The sequence below is a fragment of the Bradyrhizobium sp. 76 genome, assembly GCF_023073025.1.
Classification (GTDB): domain Bacteria; phylum Pseudomonadota; class Alphaproteobacteria; order Rhizobiales; family Xanthobacteraceae; genus Bradyrhizobium.
In genome coordinates this window covers 1-23,874 of sequence record NZ_JADPIS010000053.1, presented here as the reverse complement: position 1 = coordinate 23,874, position 23,874 = coordinate 1, and the positions used below count along the sequence as shown (strand labels likewise).

The 23,874-nt window shown below is 57.1% G+C and carries 10 protein-coding genes and 3 pseudogenes; 7 read left to right on the top strand and 6 right to left on the bottom strand.

Annotated elements, in window-relative coordinates; translation table 11 throughout:
* Nucleotides 1–1,829 precede the first annotated feature (1,829 nt).
* Nucleotides 1,830–2,480: pseudogene (locus tag IVB48_RS12210) on the bottom strand (transposase); the annotation flags it as partial.
* A gap of 489 nt (nucleotides 2,481–2,969) precedes the next feature.
* On the opposite strand from IVB48_RS12210, the gene IVB48_RS12205 reads away from it, so the two are divergent.
* On the top strand, nucleotides 2,970–4,229 hold the full coding sequence (locus IVB48_RS12205; RefSeq protein ID WP_247400125.1) for a tyrosine-type recombinase/integrase: 1,260 nt from the start codon (nucleotides 2,970–2,972) through the stop codon (nucleotides 4,227–4,229).
* 639 nt (nucleotides 4,230–4,868) lie between these two features.
* Here the strand turns inward: IVB48_RS12205 and IVB48_RS12200 are convergent.
* Complete coding sequence (locus tag IVB48_RS12200; RefSeq protein ID WP_247400124.1) at nucleotides 4,869–5,330, bottom strand: hypothetical protein; 462 nt, start codon at nucleotides 5,328–5,330, stop codon at nucleotides 4,869–4,871.
* Between the two features lie 541 nt (nucleotides 5,331–5,871).
* Nucleotides 5,872–5,938, bottom strand: a pseudogene (locus IVB48_RS41335) (PilZ domain-containing protein); the annotation flags it as partial.
* Between the two features lie 309 nt (nucleotides 5,939–6,247).
* Here IVB48_RS41335 and IVB48_RS12195 point away from each other — a divergent pair.
* Nucleotides 6,248–6,381, top strand: a pseudogene (locus IVB48_RS12195) (YhjD/YihY/BrkB family envelope integrity protein); the annotation flags it as partial.
* A 351-nt stretch (nucleotides 6,382–6,732) separates the two neighbouring features.
* Nucleotides 6,733–11,943 (top strand): VCBS domain-containing protein, encoded by a 5,211-nt coding sequence (locus IVB48_RS12190; protein WP_247400123.1) that lies wholly within the window; start codon nucleotides 6,733–6,735, stop codon nucleotides 11,941–11,943.
* A gap of 1,006 nt (nucleotides 11,944–12,949) precedes the next feature.
* Here the strand turns inward: IVB48_RS12190 and IVB48_RS12185 are convergent.
* Nucleotides 12,950–13,132: a hypothetical protein gene (locus tag IVB48_RS12185; RefSeq protein WP_247400122.1), complete on the bottom strand. Its 183-nt coding sequence runs from the start codon at nucleotides 13,130–13,132 to the stop codon at nucleotides 12,950–12,952.
* A gap of 712 nt (nucleotides 13,133–13,844) precedes the next feature.
* Here IVB48_RS12185 and IVB48_RS12180 point away from each other — a divergent pair.
* On the top strand, nucleotides 13,845–14,102 hold the full coding sequence (locus IVB48_RS12180) for a hypothetical protein (protein WP_247400121.1): 258 nt from the start codon (nucleotides 13,845–13,847) through the stop codon (nucleotides 14,100–14,102).
* 2,498 nt (nucleotides 14,103–16,600) lie between these two features.
* Here the strand turns inward: IVB48_RS12180 and IVB48_RS12175 are convergent.
* The gene (locus tag IVB48_RS12175; RefSeq protein WP_247400120.1) at nucleotides 16,601–16,822 is read right to left on the bottom strand and encodes a hypothetical protein; all 222 of its coding nucleotides are present in this window, start codon (nucleotides 16,820–16,822) and stop codon (nucleotides 16,601–16,603) included.
* An 866-nt stretch (nucleotides 16,823–17,688) separates the two neighbouring features.
* Between IVB48_RS12175 and IVB48_RS12170 the strand changes: the two genes are divergently transcribed.
* Both IVB48_RS12170 and IVB48_RS41330 read left to right on the top strand, forming a co-directional pair.
* Nucleotides 17,689–18,273, top strand: coding sequence for a hypothetical protein (locus IVB48_RS12170; RefSeq protein ID WP_247400119.1), 585 nt, complete (start codon nucleotides 17,689–17,691; stop codon nucleotides 18,271–18,273).
* Nucleotides 18,274–18,909: 636 nt separating this feature from the next.
* A complete protein-coding gene (locus tag IVB48_RS41330) occupies nucleotides 18,910–19,440 on the top strand; it encodes a response regulator (protein ID WP_346658983.1) in 531 nt (176 codons plus the stop codon).
* A gap of 223 nt (nucleotides 19,441–19,663) precedes the next feature.
* Here IVB48_RS41330 and IVB48_RS12160 read toward each other — a convergent pair whose 3' ends face one another.
* Nucleotides 19,664–21,451: an adenylate/guanylate cyclase domain-containing protein gene (locus IVB48_RS12160; RefSeq protein ID WP_247400118.1), complete on the bottom strand. Its 1,788-nt coding sequence runs from the start codon at nucleotides 21,449–21,451 to the stop codon at nucleotides 19,664–19,666.
* 316 nt (nucleotides 21,452–21,767) lie between these two features.
* Between IVB48_RS12160 and IVB48_RS12155 the strand changes: the two genes are divergently transcribed.
* Nucleotides 21,768–23,636 carry a caspase family protein gene (locus tag IVB48_RS12155; RefSeq protein WP_247400116.1) on the top strand — a complete coding sequence of 623 codons (1,869 nt, stop codon included), beginning with the start codon at nucleotides 21,768–21,770 and terminating at the stop codon, nucleotides 23,634–23,636.
* Nucleotides 23,637–23,874 lie beyond the last annotated feature (238 nt).

The following is a 23,874-nucleotide window of genomic DNA, read 5'->3' as shown; positions in this document are numbered from 1 at the left end:
CCGTGGTTGTGCAAGGGCTGCGTGAGCGCGAGCCCAATCTTTCAAAACGCGCCCAAGCGGTCAGAGTGCAGTGGATGGGCGAGTTGGTAAGAAGAAATCAGACAGCATCTTGATCAACTTTACCGCGTTGATCGCGAGTTTCACGGACTATCGTGCTGATGGCCACGCGAGCCAAACGTCGGTTCGCGACAAATGCGATGCGGCTCGGGAGCGGGGAGGTTGCAACTTAAACAAACGTTCCAAACCCAAACGTGCCTAACCGACTTGGCGCCGATTCGTCTCAGCGAGCAGTTGCGGAAGCGAGGTGCGAGGCATTTACAAATAGCCGCGCATGTTCGTGAGCAGCACCGGCTTTTGGAGCAAAAGTTCGAAATGATCCAGGCATGCGTCGACAAAAGGGGGTCTTCGATGAGGCGCAAGGACGGTCGATGCCGAGGGCAGGATTCGAATTCTGGTAAGGGGCTCACGTTTCCCAGCGCAACCATCACATATTCGTCCCCGGGAACTCCCGATGCATCCAATGCCAGCCTCTTGCGGCTGAGACGAGTTGCCCTCTCGTGAACCGGCGAATTTTCAATCGATTTCACCATCTTTAATGCAGGTGACCCGCGACGGATGAAGTATGAGCGCCTGTCTACCCTAGCGGCTACGATGGAACGATCGTGAGCTGACTAAGTCGAATCCTTCGCAAGCTTCTGATGCGGTGCTTGGCAAGGCACGTGGCAAGCGTGGCGCCGAAATCCAAACACAGGTTCTTTTAGGAGAAGAGGCGGCGGCTCAATGCGAATCCTGATCTGGTCCTCCGTACACCTCATATTCGTGAGCTCGCGTCTTTGGATGCGTGCAGCGGCGCCAGGTTGTGTTCTGCTCACGGTGATGTGGGGTGTAGCGCTCGCTCAGACAACTGGCACCGTCGATCCAAGCACAGCTCCAGCGGAACCATTAAAGGATACCGTGCCGCAGGGTGGCTGTATGCCGATTGGCATGACCGTTTCTGGAGAAATGGTCTTCCCGATTCAATGTAAGGACCTCATCGAACGAGAACGGGGAAAACCCGCAGAGCGGAAGCCCACCGCTGCGGCAGAGAAGCCTGCCCCAAAGCAGTCAGAAACCGTAGCGCCGGAGAACAGCGAACCGCGCACGCCCGAAAGAGTGGGATCGGCTCCGTCAGCACGTCGCGTTAAACGCGAGCCGGGCGAGCCGGCGGTTAGCTCGAGCGACTGTAGCCGAAATCGGACCTACAATCGAAAATCCGGAAACTACACAGGTTACGATGGACGGCGTCATTCGTGCCGCCCGCCAGAACTGGGACGCTCGTCGGGAAATGACCAAAACCGCAATCGAGCGCCTTCACAACAGGTACATCCACACGAAACTGACACGGATGCGCAGCCAGAAAATCTAGAAGCCGCCGGCACTCCACGGCAAGTAGACGTAGAGCCGAAGGCCGTGGAGGCACCTGAAAAACCGACCAGGTCGTTTGGATGGTTCGGTCGCTGACCGCCGACGTAGCACCCGGCCGGAGCTTGGGTCGGCTAAGCGCCCCCACCGGCGCCTTATGGCGAACTTGCCACGTCAGGTCAGTAAGAAAGAAAGAACGCTTCATCGCTGGTTGGGCCTGTGAGTAGCTTTTAGCGATCCACTTGGCTAAGCGGGGCAGGAGCTGTTGCCGTCGCGCGGTCTCTTGCTGAGCGAGGCGCCGGATTTAGGGCGAGGGAGCGTCGGCTCAAGCCGCTACTCGGTTAAGCGGAGATGAGAGCTCGATCGTGTCCCCGGGCGTGGTGTAACTGGCGGTGAAGCACCGCGTTCGCCGGCAAGAGCCGGGTCGGTCAGCTGGCGATAGCCGGAAGGCTGACGGTTGGATCATCGCTCAAAGGTGCGATGGTTTCCAGCGTCATGTAGCGGGCACGCTGTACCGCCCATTCATCACCACCAGCGCCGCGCGCTGCGCGCTGCGCGACGTTCTGCTCGAGCAGGATCGCGCCGATGAGGCGGACGATGGCATCTTCGTTGGGGAAGATGACGACCCCCTCGGTGCGCCGCTTGATCTCGTCGTTGAGACGCTCGATCGGATCGGTCGAGTGCAGCTTGGTGCGATGCTGCGGCGGGAACGTCATGTAGGCCAGCATATCGGTCTCGGCCTCGTCGAGGAAGCCGGCAAGCTTGGGTAGCTTGAGGCGGATCTGGTCGGCGACCTTGCGCCACTGCGTCTTCGCAGCTTTGGCATCGTCCTGGGCAAAGGCGGTGGCGATGAAGGCGGAGAGGACGCGCCGCCCGCTCTTGCCGGCATGCGCCAGCGCGTCGCGCATGAAGTGCACGCGGCAGCGCTGCCAGGTGGCGTTGAGCACCTTGGCCACGGTGGCCTTGATGCCCTCGTGAGCATCGGAGACGACCAGCTTGACGCCGGGTACCCCCCGGCGGGCGAGCTTGCGCAGGAACGCGGTCCAGAACGTCCGAGCCTCGGAGGGCCCGACGTCCAAAACACAATGAGGACCTTTCGCAGAAGGAAGATGCGGAGACGCGGGGTTTAGCCCTGCAGCGTGAGATCGATCGACCGCGAAAACAGCCTGGGCTTGGGACGAGCGTGCGATGACAATCAAGGCCGTCGGCAGGCAACAAGAAGAGGACTGCGTGCTCTATCGATCATTGGTCTGCCTGTTCGATTTTGCGAGAAGATCGCCGATCTTGCGATAGGGGAAAGGAACAACTTTACTCCAACTCAGACGTCTCTATTTCTAGTTTCGTTCTTTAACAGCTGCGCCAAGGGCGTCGATGACACGTCGAGCGCGACCGAATATTGAACCTTATACCCCGCTTCGCCTTAGCGACGCAGTGAAGATCGCGTTTCCTTTGGGTGGCATGACCGTCGCGGGTTTGCGTCGGGAGCGCGATCGTAACCGATTGGTCATTGAAAAAATTGCCGGCAAGGAGTTTACAACGCTGGCTCATATCGAACGAATGCGAGAGTTATGCCGCAACGAAGCAAGGGAGCAAGACTTCAGCTCAGGGCCGCTCGCCGAGATAAGAGCGGAAGGATCACTCACCAGGCAACGTGGATCATCAGAGACAACGGCCGGGATGTCAGCACAGGCTGCCCTGCAGTTCAGATTGCGGGTGCGGAAGAAAAGCTGAAGGATCATATAATCTCTAAATGCTTTCCGAAGCGACGAGTCCGCCACATCGACGATATTGCGATCGCGGATCTCCTCTCGATTTATTTGGATGCGCAGCTGGACAAGCTCCGGGAGCGTTTCAATGTGGATAGCGAAAGCGAAGATACTGTCTCGGACATTCGCAAATTCAAGAGGCGAATTGAACGGCTGAACGAGTGGTGGGGAGCAAAGATGCTAGGCGAGCTCAACGGGGAGGCATGTCGCTCGTATGCGAGGAAGCGTGGCAAGAAGGGAGGCGCGCGCCGAGACCTTGAAGATCTCCGCGCTGCAATCGGTCACCATGCGGTCGAAGGATATCATAGGGGAATTGTTAGAGTATCGCTGCCTGAGAAGGGGCAACCGCGTGACAAGTGGCTGACGCGTAGCGACGCGGCCAGATTGATTTGGGCCTGCTGGCGCTATCGCGAAATGCAGAAGGGATCGCGCCGGTCACTGGACGAGGTCAAGGTCCCGACAAGTAGGCGTCCGCTACGCCACCTTGCTCGTTTCATTTTGCTGGGCATCTATAGCGGGACCCGTGCGGGAGCTATTGCAGCCGCATCTCCGATTGCAGCGATCAGTCGCTCCTATGTCGATTTAGAACGCGGGCACTATTACCGCCTAAAACAGGGTTGCGCTAAAACCAACAAACGGCAGCCCACGGTTCCGATACCCTTGCGCCTGCTTGCTCACCTGCGACGTTGGCATCGGATTGATCCGGAGGCTAAGTATTTCGTCGAATACAACGGAAGAGGTGTTAGCTCAGTCAAAACAGCATTCAAGAGTGCTGTAAGGCCTGCAGGGCTTGGTCAGGGTATCTCCCCTCAAACGCTTCGACATACTGCAGCGACTTGGCTCATGCAAAGAGGCGCGGATCCTTGGCAGGCAGCAGGTTATCTCGGAATGTCGCTTAAGGTGCTCCTCAACACCTATGGCCATCACCATCCCGACTATTTGGCCGATGCAGTCGAGAAGATTGCGAAGCGCGATCCAGCTAGCCAACGAAGGGCGCACGTATCTCGAGCAGTTTCTGATGCTGTGGCTCCGACGAAAGGGCGGGGCCTGGTGGGCTACTGACTCCATCGGCGGTTCGATCTGCAACACGAGCCTTCGCATTCTGCAGAGGATCGCATTCCAGATCGAGATGTTACGCCCCTAAGCTGTCGAATATGTCGCCTCCCCTATATTGGGACTGTTGCTCCCCGTTTTCGACGACGATGGATAGCCGCCGCGCTGTCCCTCCTTTGCAAAGCATCGATTCTTCCGCTCTCTGCGCCGAAGGGCTTTCGTCCATTCTCGAAGCAAACGCTTTGCTGGTAAAAGGCAGATCGGTATCGAAAGCCAAAGGCTCCTAAAGCAGTTAACAGCCAAGGCCAGAGCCCCCCATTTGGTAATGATTCTCTCTGAACGGTGGCCTCCGTCAGCCTCTGGTACAGGGCCAAAGGGATGCACAACGCCGCCAAGATCAAGGATGCTGTTAAAAGTAGCACGCCCAGTTTTTCGCATTTCGCTGCGGCGCACGCACCTAAAATCGCCTCATGCGAAAGCATCAAATGCCCCTGCGCATTTGCGCGGGGGACTTCCAAATGAGCGTTGGATCTTGGTTGCTGATCTGGGCGATCGGCAACGCGCTGTTTTTTGTCATTAGGATGGTGAAAACGGCGGATCGACCCCCGTCTATGCCTCCATCCCTAATGGAGCAGCCAAAGAAGCGCACTACGCCTTAGCCAAAGGTGCGGCGAGCGTCACGCTCGCGAGGACAGGCCAGATCAACTCAATCTTCAACCGAAGTGAGCGCGCCCGAGCGATTTCTGCTTCGTTCGTCTCTACCGGCAGATCGTCGGAGATACGATCAGAAGTAGACCGGCAGCGTATGACGCGCAAAGGCCTCTGAGGCCGCCGGTGGGACAGGGTGGCAGGATTGACCGCTAATGCCACTCGTTCTCGCGGCAAAGAGCCGGGCAGGGGCTTAAACTCCTCAAGCCCAGCTCTGATAACGGCCAATTTGTCAAGAACGTCCTCGACTGCGATTGCGGGACTGATGGCGGAGATCGCCTGTAGTTCGTCCAGCACCTTGCGCCGATGCAGCGGCAGGTCTGAAAGGGCGCGCCGGTTCTTTGTCTTCACATAATTAGCGACATCAATGCTATGGACTTCAGCACTGATGTATCCTCGCAAGGTAGCGATGCAAGCTCATGCCAGCGACTGAAGCCAACGCCACGCCCATGTAGCATGCTGGTCCGCTCTCTTTACGGGCAACGAAATCTTGATCTTAATACTAATGCGCGGGTCGGCCAGCCTTTGAGATCTCTTCAACGCGTTCGAGCATGCGTGCGAACTGAGACCGTAAAAGCTCCGCATGCCTCGCATCTCGCACCTCCGACAAAAATGCGACCTTCACAAAAAAGCGGTTTAAGATTGAAGTGATAAGAGGAGAGTCGGAATGCTGAGAGCGCAACGCGATGATCGTTCGCCGCATATCAACTAGATCGAGCGGGGCACTCTTTCTAAGCACATTAAAGCTCCGAGCGTACCGGTCCATCGAGCTTCGTGAGTTGGTCGACCGCAGCAACTATTTCCGGAATTGCGCCGAGGACGCATGAAGAGAGGCACTCCGGCGCGAACCTCAAAGGCCCACAAAAGGTGATAGCTCCCTAACAGTCCGCGTTCTTTCGCCTGTTGTTCAACCGCAGAAAGCTGACCAAATTTGGCGCTGGTTGACGCATTCTGACCTGCGGTAGGCCAAGCCCGTAGAAGAGAGTAGCAGGAAGAATTCCTTCAGTTAAGCTCATCAATCGGAATGTCGGCCAGCGGCGCCGCGGCTTCTTGGGTATTTTCTTGACCGCGCAGGAGCGACCCCAAGTACCATCTATATATAACCTAGGGCGTACTGCGCTTCGCCATCGTTAGGGAGTGCGGCCGCTTTCAACTGTTCTATCTCGTTAATCGATTGTTCTGCTGCTCGCTTCGAGATGCTTCAATCCAATCTCTTTGCCTTTCCCGTCTAAATTGGTCGCACATGCCGAGGCCACCGATCTTGTCGATCCTCTGAGGCGTGATGCGCTTTCGTCCTTGCGCCCCGCGTTCTGTCACCGCATTCTAAGACGTATGGCTCGCTCGGCGCCGTGGTTGGCTTTATGACGTGGCTCTGCTTCTGGCGATTGTGATCCTGCTGGGCGCCGAGTTCAATGCCGAAATGGAGTACCAGGCCGCCCGCGACACGACGACCGCCGGCACCCTGGTCCAGGACTCGGCCGGACACAGCGCCGTCCCGTGGCGTTCTCGATCGCGGTCGCCTCCAGTCTCGCCGATCTCCGGCGACGGCGGTGTCGCGTCCCCCCCCCGGAAAGGGGCTCCTTGCGACCCGGAGACCCGAAGCCGCTTGGCGCCCCGGGCAGCCAATAGTGGGCATAGCTCCCGCGCGTCTAAGTTAAAAATGTCCAAAAGGGGAAAAAATTTAGTCAGCGCGGCTGCCGCAAAGGCAACAGCGGACGAGCGGATATAACATTTCCTGTTTCCGTAAAAAAATGCTAATAGGCGACCATATTTAATGTTTTTTTAACCACTTTGGGGTCCGCAGTTGAATTTCGCTGGCGAAATAGGCTCGTCGACCCCTTCCCACATTGGCAGCTCGCTCACTGTCGAGTCAGTAACTCAGCAGAGTGGCGGGAACGCAGTAACGATTCCCGACGCGCATCTGCTATTTACCGGCGACTACAAGCGAGCGGGCTTAGATCTAATCCTCTCGAAAGACGGCCATCAACTGGTCGTGCCCGATTATTTCAGGGGGGAGCAACGGACGTCGCTTGCCTCGCCCGACGGGGCGCTCCTCACTGCTGACATCGTCAAAGCCCTATTAGGCCAAGTCGAGTATGCCCAGGCCGCAGCCGCTCCAGACAGCGCGAAGATCATTGGTCATGTTACGAAGATAGTCGGAAATGCGACTGCGATACGCAACGGCGTCTCAATCATTCTGAACGCTGGCGACAACGTCAATAAAGGCGACGTCGTCCAGTCCGGATCCGATTCGACTCTCGGCATTACCTTTATCGATGGCACTGTGTTCGGCCTTTCGTCGAATGCTAGGATGGTGCTTAACGAAATGGTCTACGACCCCAATGGGTCGAGCAATTCTTCGCTGCTTAGCCTGGTCGCGGGCACCATCACTTTCGTCGCCGGCGAGACCGCTAAGCACGGCGACATGAAAGTCAACACGCCAGTAGCGACCATGGGCATCCGTGGTACGGCGGTGCTGGTTGAAATCGACTTTACCGTCCCAGGCCAGGGTGCCGCGCCGCCGGTCAAATTTCAAGTGCTGGTCGAGCCGGACGGCCACACTGGGTCTTATCTTCTTTATAGCTTAGTCAATCCCAATGTTGTGATCGGTCAGGTCAACGCGGCAGGTGTGGTTTCGGCAGTAACTCCTTCCGGGGACGTTTCGACGTCGGCGGCGCCGCCACTGACCCCAGCCGCCCAAGCAATCATCGGACAAACTTTTCAAGCGTACTTTCAAGCCGGACCTGCAGACAATACAAATCCAAAGTCCACCTCACCGCCTGGTTCTACTCCAGCCAATCCTCCGCCCGAGGGCAAACCTGGCGACACGTCGCCTATCAAGCTTGATACTCTTCCAATTGGCACGCCGGTCGTGGTTCCGATCCCTGTCAACCTTCCGGACAATCTCAACGCGATCAACCCCGTTCCGACGCCCATCAATGTCACTATTGCCGTTCTAAAAACGATTGACGTCGCTCCGATCGTCGATCAGCCTCACTTCAAAATTGCGGATTTCGTAAAGATTAGCGATAGCCAGCCCGCAGATGAGCTCGTGCCCTATGTGCCCGGTACCGCGTCCATCGTCTCGGCTGCCGGTCCATCGGACACTCCGGTAGGCATCAATCTAGCAAGCCTCGTTGCGATCGACGCGCAAACTGGTGCGGTCAGCTACGATCCGCATAGCTTTACGTTCCTTAAGCTGGGTGAAAAGGTCATCGTCACAATTGGGTTCGACAGCAGGGCCGGAACCGATACGTTTCATCAAACCGCGACTTTGACGATCGATAGCCCGGCTCCCACAGTGACGATCGCTACTCCCGGCGGGGCCACCGGCCAGCAGACCCAAACGATTTCCGGATCTGTAGTCGCCGCTACCGGCGAGGTCGTGGTGGGCTCAACCGTGACACTGGTCGACACCCACAACGGCGTAGCCACTCCTCTAGGCACCGCAACCGTGCGGGCTGATGGAACTTGGGCGGCCGCAAATGTCACGCTAGTGGGCGGAGGCACCCACAGCATAGTAGCCGTGGATTCCGATCTGGGTGGCAATCTGGGCACCAGCGCGCCGGTTGTGTTCACGCTTGAGGTGATTGCCGGCGTCGACACCCAGAATCTGACTGAAACCAACGCGGTGCTGACGACGGGCGGGACGCTGACGATCAGCGATGTCGACAGTGCGGCAAGCTTCGTTGCCCAGAGCAGCGTGGAAGGGTCTGGCGGCTACGGCAAGTTCACGCTCACGGCGGCCGGGGCCTGGACCTATACGACGGACACGGCGCACAACGAGTTTGTCGGCGGCACGACCTACACCGACACGCTGACGGTGGCCTCGGCGGACGGCACCACGCATCTGCTGACGGTGAACATCCTCGGCACCAACGACGCGGCGGTGATTGCCGGCGTCGACACCCAGAATCTGACTGAAACCAACGCGGTGCTGACGACGGGCGGGACGCTGACGATCAGCGATGTCGACAGTGCGGCAAGCTTCGTTGCCCAGAGCAGCGTGGAAGGGTCTGGCGGCTACGGCAAGTTCACGCTCACGGCGGCCGGGGCCTGGACCTATACGACGGACACGGCGCACAACGAGTTTGTCGGCGGCACGACCTACACCGACACGCTGACGGTGGCCTCGGCGGACGGCACCACGCATCTGCTGACGGTGAACATCCTCGGCACCAACGACGCGGCGGTGATTGCCATCCCAACAAATACCAATGTCACCGAGGATACCAATGTCTCCGCGGGTAATCTAGTCGCCGCAGGCACGATCTCAATCCTCGACGGAGACCAGGGCCAGGCAACGTTCCAAACCACGGTGACCACCAATCCGGCCGATCTCGGCACCCTAGTGCTGGCGGCAAACGGTTCCTACACCTACACGGTCGCCAACGCCGCCGTGCAGTACCTCGGGGCCAACGACACCAAAGTCGATACCTTCACTGTCAGCGCGCTCGATGGCACTACTAAGAACGTCAGCTTCACCATCCACGGCATTAACGACGTGCCGATTGCTGCAGCCGGAACGGTTCTCAGCGGTACAATCAGCGTTCCATTTGTGGCTACTGGAACCAACACCTTAAGTCCTGGCGTTGCGGCACAGCTAAATGCCCCCGGCCTCATCAGCGGCCTGCCAGGCGAGACAGGATTCGGAACTCTGGCGCTAACCGCCGGCGACGACAACTCTTCAGGCAAAATCGACTTTACAGCGGTATTCGGATTGGCAGGTTTGGATTTTTTCGGCACACACTACACTGGGCTTTTTGTCAACAATAACGGCAATGTCACTTTCGGGGCCGCTAGCAGCACTTTCACCCCGACGACCATCTCTGCCGGCCTAAACAACCCGATCATTGCTCCATTCTGGGCGGATGTCGACACCCGAGGCGCAGGCGCAGTCTACTACGACCTAGATACTGCCGATGGCATGATGACCATCACCTGGGACAACGTTGGGTATTACAACCAGGGCGCGAACAAAACTGATTCATTCCAGCTTGTGCTGATTAACGAGGGGGCTGGCAACTTCGATATCGAGTTTCGCTACGGAAACATTCAATGGACCACTGGTAGTGCTAGTGGCGGTTCGAATGGTCTTGGTGGGACCCCAGCGCGTGCCGGCTATTCGGCTGGGGACGGCATCCATTCTTTCGAATTGCCGCAATCCGGCAGCCAGGCGGCGCTACTGGCCCTACCGACGACGCCTGGCAACAGCGGCATCGTAGGTGTCGATGAATTTGCGGTTCGCAATGGCGCAGTCGGTCCGTCTTCCCTAACAGCAACGGGCACGATCGACTTTTCAGATTCGGATCTAAGCGACACCCACACTATACAAAGTGTGATCTATAGCGGCGGCGGTACAGAGGTCGGCACTTTATTGTTGACGAAGGCTGCAGATACCACCGGAACCGGGACAGGTGGCCAGTTCGTCTGGACTTACAGTGCGAATGCCCAGACCGCGAGAACCGCCCTGGATAGCATAAACTCCCATACAAAGGTCGAAACATTCGATGTAACTATCAGCGACGGTCAAACCGGCACCTTGACGCGTACGGTTTCTGTGACACTGAACGAAACTACTACAGCTCCGGCAGGGGTGGCTGGATCCGCAATTAACCTGGGGCTAACGCACCGGGAAGGAACAGCCGACAATACAGTGATTGTTACAGGATCTCCCCTCAATTGGAGAGTGGGAGACGCTACGCACAATGCGGATGGTTCCTGGACGGCGTTGACGAACGATTTTTCGGCGTTGACGATAACGCCGGACGTAAATTTTGTCGGTTCGACCGTCATACTCGTCGCCGAGAGCTGGACGAACTCAGACGGAAGCGCGGGCTCGACGGTAGTATCGGATAACATCGAAGCCTATGCAGTGGGCTCACCAATTTTCGCCGTCGCGGGAGACGATCACTTAACAGGCACAGCTAACAGCGATCAATTCGTATTCGCTCAGCCGATCGGCAATGACATCATCTACAATTTTGAGCCCACGTCCGACCGAATCGATTTAATGGGCTTCAGTAACATCGATAGCTTCAGCGACATCCAAGCTAACATCGCGGACGATACCAACGGTAACGCCGTGATCAAAATCGGTGCGGACGAGACGATAACATTAAGTGGCGTTCACGCATCGTCCGTCACGGCGAGTGAGTTCGAGTTTAATCGAACGCCAATGACCGAAAATTCAGGAACGATGCAAATCGGGGACGGTTCCAAGCTGCCGTGGAGCGGGCTCGTTCAGAACAGCGGTACCATAGAATTAAACTCCGCTGGCAGCGAGACTGATCTGCAGCTCATCAAAGGCGGCATCGCGCTCACGGGCGCCGGGCAGGTCGTCTTGTCAGACAGTGTAGAAAATGTAATTAGTGGCACGAGCGCTGACGTGACATTGACCAACATCGACAATATTGTCTCGGGAGCTGGCCAGATCGGGACGGGAAAGCTAACGTTGATCAACGAGGGGACGATCGACGCAACCGGCGCGAACTCCCTCACTGTCGATACCGGCGCCAACATCATCACCAATTCAGGAACGCTTGAGGCAACCGGCAGCGGTGGCCTCATCGTTGACAGCGATGTCGCCAATTTAGGCGTCTTGTGGGCCAATGGCGGCGATATAACTCTTCGAGGCAATGTTGCTGGGGGCGGATCGGCTCTTATCAGCGGATTAGGTACGCTGGAATTCGTTGCTACTTCTACCGAGAACACCACCTTCGCTGCGGGGTCTGCTGGGACACTCGTGCTTGACCACGGCTTTGATTTCTCGGGGACCATATCAGGAATGACTGCAAACAATCATTTGGACGTATTGGATTTCAGCTTTGCCAAGGGCACAACGCTAATTTACTCACCCAATGCAGATCGCAGCGGAGGTGTATTAAGCATCACGGATGCAACGCACTCCGCCAATATTGCCTTATCAGGTTATTATAACCCAGCGGGGTTCCAAGCCGGCGCTGACCACGGAACGGGGATGCTAATTAGCTACCAAGATGTACTCTTAGTTTGATAGCTCATAACATTAGGACGGCGAGCTTCTGCGCTACCCTCAGGTAAGAGTGTGGCGCGGATCTCCCGCGAATCAGGAGGCACATCGGCTGAGGCTGCGATCAGTACGGCGCAGCACGGATGAGGAGACCGGCAGTATTGCTCGAGCAGCCCCATAAGTCGGGATCCATTCCCCACGAAGCGTGGGCGAGCAGTCGGTGAGATAAATTGCGCCGGTGCCCGGTTCGATCCCGGCGGCCCATCGTTAGTAAGGGGCGCGGAAGGAAGGCTCGACTTCTCCTTTTGCAGTGCTGCCTGGCCTTCGGCGGTTCGATTCAACCACCAGCATTTCCGAATGAAGCAGGGCTAGAACTGCCGGCTAGGAATGCCGCGCGTTTCAGGAAGCAACGCGCGTTTCCCTTTGCTTTCCTGCTCTTGTGCAATCGGAAGTCTTGGCTGAAGCATTGTAAAGAGCTTATTGCCCGCTGACGCAATCGTCGTGCACTCGGGACAAGCTGCCCTAGTCTCAACACCACGCCAAGTAAACTTCAAGGACACGATCTGCAGGTCTGCGCCGCATCGCGAGCAATAGTCCGCGGTTTCCGACGACGACTTCATTTGCGACACGCCTCAAAAAAATCGGGACCAACAATTTCTAGATGATACCTTGCGAAAGGTTCGTCAGCAACGGCAGGAGCGTGAACTTCGCGGCCAACTTTAGTTGATGTCACGACAAGAGCATCAACCCGCGCGATAAGCATAGTTGGAACCGCTGAACGGCAGCAGCATTCCTCACGATCCCTCCCAAGTTGCTTCTTGAAACTGCGTATCGCTCTACGCGGCTCGTTATAACCTCTCGACCAAATGGATCCCAGGCTATTCCATTGGGCGATCATTAGGCATGGTGAAGCTCCAGCTCAGTCATTGATGACGATCCCCTCGCAGGGCTGAGACCAATTTCGCAACTCCAGGTTCTCGGACGCAGTCGCTAGGTCCCGGTCTTCGCTTCACTTGGGGGCGAGTCTAAATCACCAGAGATTGATACCGCGCTCCTCGAATCCACGTCCGTGCCGGGTGACTCCTCGAGCAATCGAGATTCTTCGCTCGTAGTGCTGCGCAAGTTGAAGCAGTCGCCTTTTGACGAACGGGTCCGCTTTGGCCGCGAGGTCGCGCACGACGCGAAGACGCTCTCTGCAAAACTCTTCATCCATGACGCCCCCTGACCAACAACTACATCTTCCTACGCTCAGCGGATAAAAACTATGAGGAGCTTCACAAAGATGCATCCCCGGTGCACAAATCTGCAGGACCGGGCTAGCTTGACTTTAGTGGTATCCTGGGAATGCCGGCAGCAGCGTGTACCCCGTTCTCCGTTCCGTAAAACTACGGAAAATCGGTATTCATTCGTTTTTCTTGTGAATGTGCGCAGCTCCTACAACCCGACCCACACAGAATCGCCTCAAAGTAAAGTAACTTCATTCCTGCGCATCGCGCAGGGGGGACTATGACATGGGTGTGGGGTCCTGGATCCTGGTCTGGCTGATCAGCAACGCGCTGTTTTTTGCATTGAGAATTCTTGCTGTAGCGGATCGGCCAACGCCGGCAATGCGAGCCTCGCTGGAGCAGCCAGAGGAAAGCGGCATGCCTAACCAGTAAAGCGCAGCCAGCTACGCCAGCAACCCGATGCCGAGCACGCACAGGATCATTGCGACAAACAGCTGGCGCATACGCATGTCCGTTTTCCCAGCATTTTTTATCATGCGATCAGAAGTAGACCCTCTTCCCGGAGAGGCAAAGGCATCTGAACGTTAACCTCAGCGCTTAACGTTAAAAGGCAAGCGGCGGGCGGGGTGGCGCGCCCTGGCATCTGAATTGCGACACGCTTGGCACATAGGTCGAAGCCGTTTCACTCTGGAGCAGTTCATGAAGCACATGTCTCAAATTGGTATCCGAGTCTCCGCGAAGCTAGAAGATCTTGTCGCTGAATTAAAGCGGCGTGCCGAATTGATGTCTGCCGACATCGAGGAGGAGGAACGGCGGACAGCGATCTCAGATGTTTACAATGAAGGTTATTCGATGCTCGCGCGCGCCCTGCGCGGACGCCGCGGCAATCTGCTGGATACAATTGCAACGCTCGAATACCAGCTGAGATCAGCGAATACTGCTTCGCGGGCGGCGTAAGGTTAGCTTTGGCAAAACAGAGCTCGAGGCGCTGACCAATCCATTGCGGCGTCGCAATGGCGCACCCACTTCAGCACCTTTCGTGCGTGACCGGCCGATATTCGACAGGCATTTAGAAATTTGCTTGATGCACAAGTACCATTTACTCGCCGGTTTGATTTGCGAGCGGACTCGAGACTCATTTGTGGAACTTTACTGTCCAACGGCATCGAGGAGAGTGTCGATCAGCGGTGGGACGTTTCTAAATGCAATGGCTGACCAGCTGGCGGGATTTTAGAAAAGCCGGATGTAGGCGCTCTAGATTGAAGCTACCGTATGTTGGCGGCAACTTCAACCTTTGCGATTATTTTCACAGAATGAGAATTGCTTTGTACCCGGCTTGAATTATCCCGCAATCTGCTATGCCATTTCGTCGTTTTTGTATTCAGATCAGGTTCGTGAGCGATCACCCGGTCGAGTGCTCGCGATCTGCATCTTGAACTTCTTCGGTCTTTTTCCAAAGCCTTTGTCGACGATCAGCTAGTTCAGCTGCTGCTCACGGCGTGAGGTGGTCCCGCCTGAGCACGACAACCTCTCACGTTGGATGCGGCCAAACTGTGCGAGTAGGCAGAGGAGCAAATATCGACGAGCGCCTGCGTTCGGCCAGCCGAGGTGCGAGTTTAGTCGGGCCCCCCCCCGCGGGCCTTGGGCCGCGTCCGAAATTCGTCAAAGGTCTGACCTCAAAAGATAGCCATCCCAAGAATGGCAAGACAACAGCAAGAGCCTCAGTCGTGTTATATTCGCTTAGTCGATACTTGCACTTACCGCGGCTTTACGAAGATCTCCCAGAGACCCTCGCGGCGCTCCACAAAGGCGGCACTTGATGATTGTCTGTGACGGTGCATCTTCCCGATAGTCAAAAGCGACGCTAATGCCATCGCAATTGACGCAGATGACATGAAACAAGGGCTTTTCTGGTGCTGGCAGCTGCATACTGCATCTCCATAGCCACAACAAAACAGTCGCCACTAAATCATTGGGCGCGGCTTCGCCAATTGACAACCGAGCTCGGGTTTGAAAATAACCGGCGCTGCAAAGCTATACGAGCTCAGCGCGCAAGCGCTATCGGAGTTGCGCATTAAGCTTGATGCGGAAGCACCAGGTTAAACCAGAAACAGGCGTCGTATCGAGGGAGCCTCGCTCTTTCGCGCGCAGTGCTCGTACGACGGGTTGGATAGTAAGAAGCCCTCTATGAACGGTGCCGGCAAGCGATCCGAGCGAGTGGGGCGGCGCACACCGTGAGCGAACCGCCAGGTCCAGCAATGGAACTACCAAGATATGAGCGGGCAAGTTGCTCGTCGTTCGCACTGCTGCACTACCTCTGTCTGACTTGTCGTTTCCTCCCAGCCAGCTCTTGCTCGCCCACCTGTTCGAGCATTGATCGAAGGGTGGTTGCGACCAGCAATCAAAGCTCGATGGTGGTCGGCTCGCCCCCACGGGAGCGACCATCTTCGAACGTGACGCCGCCCCGGACCAAACCGAGAGCACTAATCTTCGCTGGGCGGAGTTAACGGTCCGACGTGGTTGACGTGAGCGACCGAGAACAGGATGAGTGGGATCGCGGAGATGAAGGGCCGTCCTGAGGAAAGTTCCGATCGGCATGAGAGTCAGGCGCTTGGGTGCGCAATTTCGGTTATCCCAGGGACGAGGAGGCGGAATCCTAAGCAACGCCCTACGAACATCACTCCGGCGGGGTTTACGTTTCAAAAATTGTTCGATCGCCAGCGTTGCTAACTAAGCGAACGCTAAACCGGATCGGTTTTTTCCGAACCGCAGCCCGTTTCGCTTCCTCAATCGCTTCATGTTCATTGAGAGCCTTGATCGGGACGGAGTCGCAAGTTACCCCCCCGACCCTGGTCACATCCGGGAAATAGCAATCCATCATAAAGTGAGACATTATAGGAGCTCAGCTAATCAAGCGGCCGTGTATGCCTGAAACGCGAAGGCGACCCCGACCAATGCGAGGGGCAAAAATAGCCGGATAAATGAACCAAGTAAAATATGTGGCCAGCTCTCGGTGACGCTGCTCCCCAATCATAAGCGCGAATGTCTCCGAGGGCCGGCACTAAGAGTACTTTGTCAGGCTATCAACTAATGGACGGCTAAGATATCGACCTCAGGGTCGAGGCAACATAATTGGCTGCCTCGTTCAAGGGGTCTATTGGTCGCGTCCCGGCAGCGGTGGAGGTCCCTGGAGAAAGACCTAATGCGAATCCTTTAGGCGAGATGGTCGGCTTTCTCTCTAAGGTTGTTGCGCTCGAGGTCGAAGGGGCTAGAGAGGGACCCTACGAGAGAAGAACCTGGTACGCGTGGCGCTACGCAGCGGCTAAAATGATAGCATCCTAGGCCACGCGGGCGAGGCCACCGCGTACTCCGAGCTGCGGAAAAGCTTCTATTCTCGGGCTCCTTCCCTGAGGCGCTCACGGACTGGTCTAGTGGGTTATCCTGTGGAGGGCGCCTTACGGGGCTTGCTCGGGACCGGAGGCGATGCTGCCTTGTTTTCCATTAAGCCGTCTTAGGTAAAATCCTTGGCTTTCGACGGCTGATCTGATCTCGGCACTGACAGTTTTGATGCGCTTCTTGCTCTTTTTCCACTTCACTGCTTGGCCTGAAGTAAATGTCTTTGATCCGTTGCTCACGACTAGAAATTCGCGCTTGCCGTTGATGTAGACATCAAACATGATCCATCCCCACGAGCGAGCTTTCTACACCACTTGCGCCGCGACAGGGTTGCAAATTTGCAACATTGAGCGGTGGATGGCGACTCAGCAGATTCAGGATGCACGTTTGCACACTTTAACGGATGCTCTGCAAAGTGGCCGTTAGTTTTGCTGCGTACTGACGGTTTTGTCCTGTTTCGTTGCCGATACTAAAGACGTTATGTGACCGAAAGTCTTCAGGCTGGGGCACATGAAATATAAGTCGTCCCGATCCTAATTCTTATCGACCTTTTTCGACCGAAGCAGTTTTGGCTGGCTCAACTCTTGAGGGGCGCGGCTATCCTTCCAGAACGAACATCGGATTGTGTCGCTCATTCATAAGGAAGTGTCGCGAGCGGCAGCGGTACGCTTGCGAGAGCCAGAGATCTAAGGTCGGCGATCCGTCGATGCCTAGGTACCGCTCGGCATCGATGACGAGCTCCATGTGACGGTTCACTAGCGCTTTGTGCTTCCCGTGGTGGATCCAGTCCCGGTCCCTGCGGATTCTGCTAATGCGCATTCAGATAGGGGAAGTCAGGCGGGTTGCGACCCACTAGAGAATGTCGGCGAGTAGTACGCGCCGCTCGCATGCCGCTCCAGCCACCCGTCTCGACAGCGAACCTGATGCTGCGCGGACTCTGTTCCGTTTGCCCCAAGCCTGTATAGGAATTGGCCATCCAATATCGACGCGTCGCGGCAAAGAAGAATTTAGGATCTGGTGCCAGTTCAGGCATTAAGGTAAACCGCCAAAGGGATGTATGACGCCGAGCTCTTGCGAACTGTTGAGCTATACTGACCTGGCTTGAGTGGAGCCAAAATCGGCAAAATAGTATTCTGAAAAGCAAGATATGGCGAACTTTTCAATTTCGACGGCGATGGTTTCGGTGATCTTCCTGGTTCCCTGCTTTGCTCAATCTCCTGCAGAGCAGAAGCCGTTGAGCTTGTCCGGCATGGCTGGATCAAACGCCTTTGTTGATCTGCTGGCTCTGATGTCCGGTGAGTGCAAGACGCTGAAGCTCGCTGGTCGCAGCTTTGGCTGTAAGACCGTGGCGTACGCCCATGGTGACAAGGGCCGGGTCAATTTCGCAGTCGCCGTGGATGACCCCAATGATAAGCATCACGTGGTATGGTTCTCCGGGGAGAACGGCAAGCGGGCCGACGACAATTCCTACGAGCTGCCGATTGACCGCATGCTGCTCAATTCTAAGGACCGCCCAAAGATCGACGGCCTGCCGGTGCCCGTGGAGCACAACTCGACGGGCTTTTGCCGGCAGACCGGCAATTTCGCTGCGAAAAAGGTAACGGATGTCACCTGCTCGGCGACTGACAGCCAAGGCCGGAAGTACGAGCTGCTGTTCGTGTCAGACGGCACTCCGGTGAGCGTGCGTCGTATCAGACAATCAACGTCGTCGATTCAGGATCCCTTCAAGTAAGAAGAGCGGCCGCGACCAGCCTCGTTTTGTCGATGCTAAACCACTCTCGGTTTGTTCAGACTAGGCCGGGCGAACTCCGCTGAGCTCTTACACTCTCGGAGTGGTTAAAGCGTCCGCGTCAACATTCGCTGCGCTCGCTCCGCGAACTGGGCGGCCTTTGAACTCTTAGCCAGGGCATGCACGTCGAGGCGTAGGCGGCCGGTAGGTCTTCAGTGGCGGGGCAGCACACACCGATTGTCCACCTATGCCATCAGCCAGGCCGAAGCTCTCGGTGATCAAGCCCACACAATCGGCGCCCAACGCGCGCCTAGTAGATCCCCACGATGGCCTGCTTTCTGATTAACGATTTCTCAGTCCGGCATCAGCAATGATGCCCAATGGATTGCTTTCGCGGAATTTTAATCGGGATGCCCATAAGCTTGGCCTTGTGGGCGCTAATCTTGTGGCCTCTCTGGGGATAGTCCGCAGATGTCACCCCTTTCGCCAGTATATTGTTCTCCTCTGTTCGTAGTCGTTCGAACTCCACAGCGAAATCAGTAACTTGCGTCGAAGGACTGTACTTCGCAGTTCGTCGGTGTTCTCCCTAATCGGGACGCTGACCGTAGCGTTAGACCGTGGGTTCGGAGGACGGTTTTCCTGGAGGAACAATGGCTGGAAGGGCTGAAACCACTTGACGTAGAGCGCCAAAGCAAGCCCGGCAAATATGCCGACGGCGGGGGTCTCTACTTGATCGTCAACGGACCGATATTGAAGAGCTGGAGCTACCGATATTGGATAGACGGCAAGGAGCGGTGGCGCGGCCTCGGCTCCTTTAAGGATGTGTCGCTTATCCGCCTGGACGCAATCGAAATGATCGAAGCGGCCGGGTTTGCTACGCTCGAAGCGGCCAATGCCGACGAAGCTATTGCCATACTTGAAGCGCGGCCGGACATTCACGTCCTCTTCACCGACATCCATATGCCTGGTTCAATGGATGGGGTGAAGCTTGCGCACTTCGTCCGGGATCGATGGCCGCCGGTCAAAATTCTCGCCACCTCGGCCCATGCGCGAGCTGAAGGCTACCAGCTTCCGCATGGAGGCCGCTTTCTGCCAAAGCCATATTCAGCTCGCGAAGTGGCATTCCATTTGAAGGAGCTGACAGACCGCAGGCCCGGCGCGGCCGATTGATTTCTGGTGAACGCCCTTCCTGTCGAAGCAGGCGTCGCCAACCTCCATGTCATCTTCTTTGACAGATACAGACCATCCATGCCGAGTGTCGCTCGCGGCCATTGGCAAGTCGGGTGTTGGCCCGTTGCGGAAGACCGCACGGCCTATCCGGGGGTTGGCTCGCTGGGGTTAACCGGACATAGCTCGGCCGAGCAGAACCCCCGCTTGTGACCCATCTCCGACGTCACCCCTCAGGCACTCCGGCCAACCGCATGCCTTCAAAGAGGCGCTCGCGTCCGGCAATGTAGGTCGGATTATCGCTCGATGCACTGCCGCGCATCCGACGGATAGTGAAAGTCGGGTCGAGCTCAAGTCCGGCGTGTGCCGCCCCGCGGGCTTGATCCAGCGCGCCGATCTGCGCTAGGGCGGAAGCGAGCGCAAAATTCGCGATAGGGAAATTGCGGTTCGCCTCGTTACTTCGGCGCAGCCACAAAACGGCTTCAGCGTCGGCGCCAATCTGTATCTTAGCAACACCGACAACATGCAGCCACCGATAGGCAAAGATATCCTGCGGAGAGAGGCGGAGGGCTTCCTGTATGTGGGCCTCAGTCTCGGCGCCGCGGCCCATAAAAAACTTGGCCATACCGATGCTGCCATGAGCGTCTGCCAAATTACGATCCAGCGTCAATGCCCGTTCGCATTCAGCGACCCCTTGGGCCGCTCGGTTTGTGAACATTTGGACGACGCCCAGAAGCATGTGGGCCAGGGCGTTGCCGGGAGCGCGTGAAAGAACCTTTGTCAAAGTCGCCTCGGCTGCCGCAAAACGTGCGGCGCGGTCATCAGTTATAAAGGAGCCAGCGCTCGTAACATCAACGACCGCAACGGCGAGCATTGCATGGAGGTTTGTCGGCTCAAGTGCCAAGGCGCAATCAAGGAAGCCACGGGCCTGCAACATGTGTACTTGGGTCGTACCCCGATACACGCAAGCGACACCCTGAAAAATTAGGTCAACCGTATCGGGACGCAGCGAGCGTTCCGCCCGTAGCGCCTCGGCAGCAATGAGCTGCGCATCCAGCGTGTTGGCGAGCCTCGCTACGATTTCGTCCTGCATATCAAAAAGGTCGGTGACGGGTTTATCGAAACGTTCGGCCCATATGTGATTGCCGGTTTCGGCGTCGATCAGCTGCACATTTACCCGAAGCCGGTTGCCGCTACGCTGCACCGAGCCTTCAAGCACATATCGGACGTTCAACTCGCGCCCGACCTGCTTCACGTCGATGGCCCTGCCCTTGAAGGTGAAAGCCGTATTGCGGGCAATGACAAATGAGCCGCTGATGCGCGACAAGTCCGTCGTGAGGCTCTCAGTCACACCATCGGCGAAATAGTCCTGCTCGGGGTCGCCGCCAGTGTTCGTGAAGGGCAGCACCACCATGGACAAGCGTGGAGCTGAAGATGGGCTCGGTGTCGTGCTGCCGCCCTTCGCCGGGCCAAGTCCATCCCGGACCACTGCATAGGTCCGGACCGGGCGGGCGATGTTTTTGAGGTTCTGCAGGCCCAGATCGGCGAACTCGACCCCGACCTTGCCTCGGACCTGATCGTAGGCGAAAGACGAGATGCAGATGCCGCCCGGTTCGGCGATGCTCTCAAGTCGAGCCGCGATATTGACGCCATCCCCGAAGATGTCATCGGCCTCGACGATCACGTCGCCGATGTTGATCCTCACACGAAACGCAATGCGTTTGTCCTCAGCATCACCGATTGTAAGTTCCTTGATGAGGCTTTGGAATTGCAACGCAGCTCGAACTGCGTCGACCGCGCTCGTAAATTCCGCCAAGAACCCGTCACCAGTATTTTTCACCATGCGACCGCCGTGCTCCGCAATAGCGGGTTGGGCAACGTCGGCCAGCAGCGCGGTCAGCTTGGAATGCGTGGCTTCCTCGTCGTCGTGCATCAGCCGAGAATAACCGGCCACGTCAGCGGCCAATATCGCCACCAATCGACGTCCAACCCGGCTTGGTTGGTCCTGCACCATTGGCCTGCAATTCCCAGCTCGCGCCCGCTTACGTTAGCCCGGCCACCATACCAAAATACTAGTTAGATGTCCGGCTGTTGTCGCCTATTGGCCCATCGCGACGAACTCCGCTCGACTCCTGTAGGTCGGTCGTTGGGGGGAAAACAGGACGCAGGTTTGACCTATCCGGACCGGCGCGATTGACCCATTACAGACCTCCGGCCGCCTTGCCTGAGGTCGCGGATGCCGATTGTAACGTGACCAGAGTCACACACCGGCCGCTTGCCTTCTGGCAGCCTGCGAATACTCTGCTCGTAATTGTGATTTGGGGCTTCAAGTGGGCGCGCTTCGGTTTTTGATTTTATTGGTTTTTGCGATCTCGCTTGGCGCAGCTCCGGCACATGCCGAGCGGCGCGTCGCGCTGGTGATGGGTAACTCGGCTTACAAGAGTGTACCCAAGCTCTCCAACCCTGCGAACGATGCCGCCTCGGTCGGAGGGATGTTCAAGAAGTCGGGGTTCGACTGGATCGACATCAGGACCGATCTCAATGCATCTGAGATGCGCAAGGCGTTGCGTGACTTCGGCGGTCGCGCGCGAGATGCTGAGGTTGCTGTCATCTACTACGCCGGTCACGGTATCGAACTTGACGGCACCAACTACCTCATCCCGACTGACGCGGCTCTCGAAACTGATAGCGACGTCCTCGACGAGACCGTGGCGCTAGATCGGGCGCTGTTCGCCGTCGAGCCCGCCAAGCAGCTTCGATTGATTATCCTCGACGCCTGTCGCGACAATCCCTTTTCCAAGACCATGAAAAGGACGGTTGCTGCCCGTGCCATTGGTCGAGGCCTCGCGAAGGTCGAGCCGAGCAGTCCGAACACGATGATAGCGTTCGCGGCGAAGGCAGGCTCTACCGCGTCGGATGGCGACTCAAAGAACAGCCCCTTTGCCGCAGCGCTTGTAGAGCGGTTACCCACGCCGGGTCTCGATCTGCGCAAGGCATTCGGCTTCGTCCGCGACGATGTGTTGAAGAATACAAGCTACAAGCAGGAACCGTATGTCTACGGTTCGCTAGGTGGTGATGATGTGGCGCTGGTTGCTGCTAAGCCGACAGCAACCGGCCCCCAGGCCAGTCCTGATGATGCCATTCGTCGCAACTATGAGCTTGCCCTGCAACTCGGCACCCGAGATGGCTGGGACGTCTTCCTCGCTCAATACCCGGATGGCTTCTATGCGGGGTTGGCGAAAGGGCAACTCAACAAGATCGCGGCGGAGGAAGTTCGCGCAGCGGCAGTCGAGAAGGCTCGTCAGGCCGAGGAGGACAAGGCACGGCTTGTCTCTGACCGTGCAAAGAAGACCGAGCAGGACAAAGCCGCAGCCACCGCCAAGGCTGCTGAGGATGCGCGGCTCGCTGCCGAGAAGGCCAAGCAGCTTGAGGAGACCAAAGCCGCCGCCGCCGAGCAGCGGAGAAAGGAAGCTGAAGCCGCCGCTGCCAAAGCGCTCGCCGATAAGCAGACCGCCGAAAAGGCGCTTGCGGACAAGATCGCCAGTGACAAGGCCGCTGCCGAACTCGCTGCTAAACAGTCTGCCGAGAAAAAGGCGAACGACGGTGGCGAGCAGAAGGTCGCAGTCATTGCTCCAACCTCGTCGCACCCGAGCCTATCACCACAGGAAGCAGCGAAGCTGATGCAGTCGGAGCTGCGCCGGGTCGGTTGTCTCTCTGCCGCTGCGGATGGCGAATGGAATGCAGCGTCGCAGCGGTCGCTTTCCAACTTCAACAAGTATGCTGGCACGAAATTCGACTCCAAGCTCGCGAGCTTCGACGCTCTCGATGCGATCAAGGCCAAGCCCGGACGGGTCTGCCCGCTTGTCTGTGATCGCGGCTTCAGAGCGGATGGCGACACCTGCACCAAGATCGCCTGCCGCGTTGGCTATCGTATCAATGATGATAACGAATGTGAGAAAGTCCAAGACAAGAAGCCTTTAGCGACCCGCGAGGATGCCAAAAAGCGGGACGTAGAACGCAAGCAGTCTGAAACAGCACCAACCAAGCCGCAGACGAATGGTCAGATAATCTGTAACCAAGCTGGCTGTCGGCCAGTCCGTGCGGGGTGCCGGATCGCGCAACACACTGGCGCTGTAGGCGCGGGTACATCAGGCATGTACTCTGCTAACTTGGGACGGCAAAGCGAAGTCTGCGATTAACTCGCTCTGCTTGCATACGAGAGCAGTCGAGCCGCAAGCGGGTCTGGGCGCGCTAGTGTCTGCGAAGTTCGCAGCGACTATAGGAGCCGCCGCCAGCCCAAGGCTGTTGCAGAAGCAGCGAGGTCCGATGTCTGCATATGGCCGATTTTGTTGCAAAAGTCGGTTGAGACAAGTCACGAAGCGTGATTCCGTTGTGTTGACGCGAATCTCGGCGAGGTCGATCCATGATGGGCCGTCT

Excerpts from the sequence above, each read along its gene's own strand:
- IVB48_RS12205 (WP_247400125.1), top strand. The coding sequence starts at position 2,970 with ATGCCGCAACGAAGCAAGGGAGCAAGACTTCAGCTCAGGGCCGCTCGC.
- IVB48_RS12185 (WP_247400122.1), bottom strand. The coding sequence starts at position 13,132 with ATGGATGAAGAGTTTTGCAGAGAGCGTCTTCGCGTCGTGCGCGACCTC.
- IVB48_RS12180 (WP_247400121.1), top strand. The coding sequence starts at position 13,845 with ATGAAGCACATGTCTCAAATTGGTATCCGAGTCTCCGCGAAGCTAGAA.
- IVB48_RS12175 (WP_247400120.1), bottom strand. The coding sequence starts at position 16,822 with ATGTTTGATGTCTACATCAACGGCAAGCGCGAATTTCTAGTCGTGAGC.
- IVB48_RS12170 (WP_247400119.1), top strand. The coding sequence starts at position 17,689 with ATGGCGAACTTTTCAATTTCGACGGCGATGGTTTCGGTGATCTTCCTG.
- IVB48_RS12160 (WP_247400118.1), bottom strand. The coding sequence starts at position 21,451 with ATGGTGCAGGACCAACCAAGCCGGGTTGGACGTCGATTGGTGGCGATA.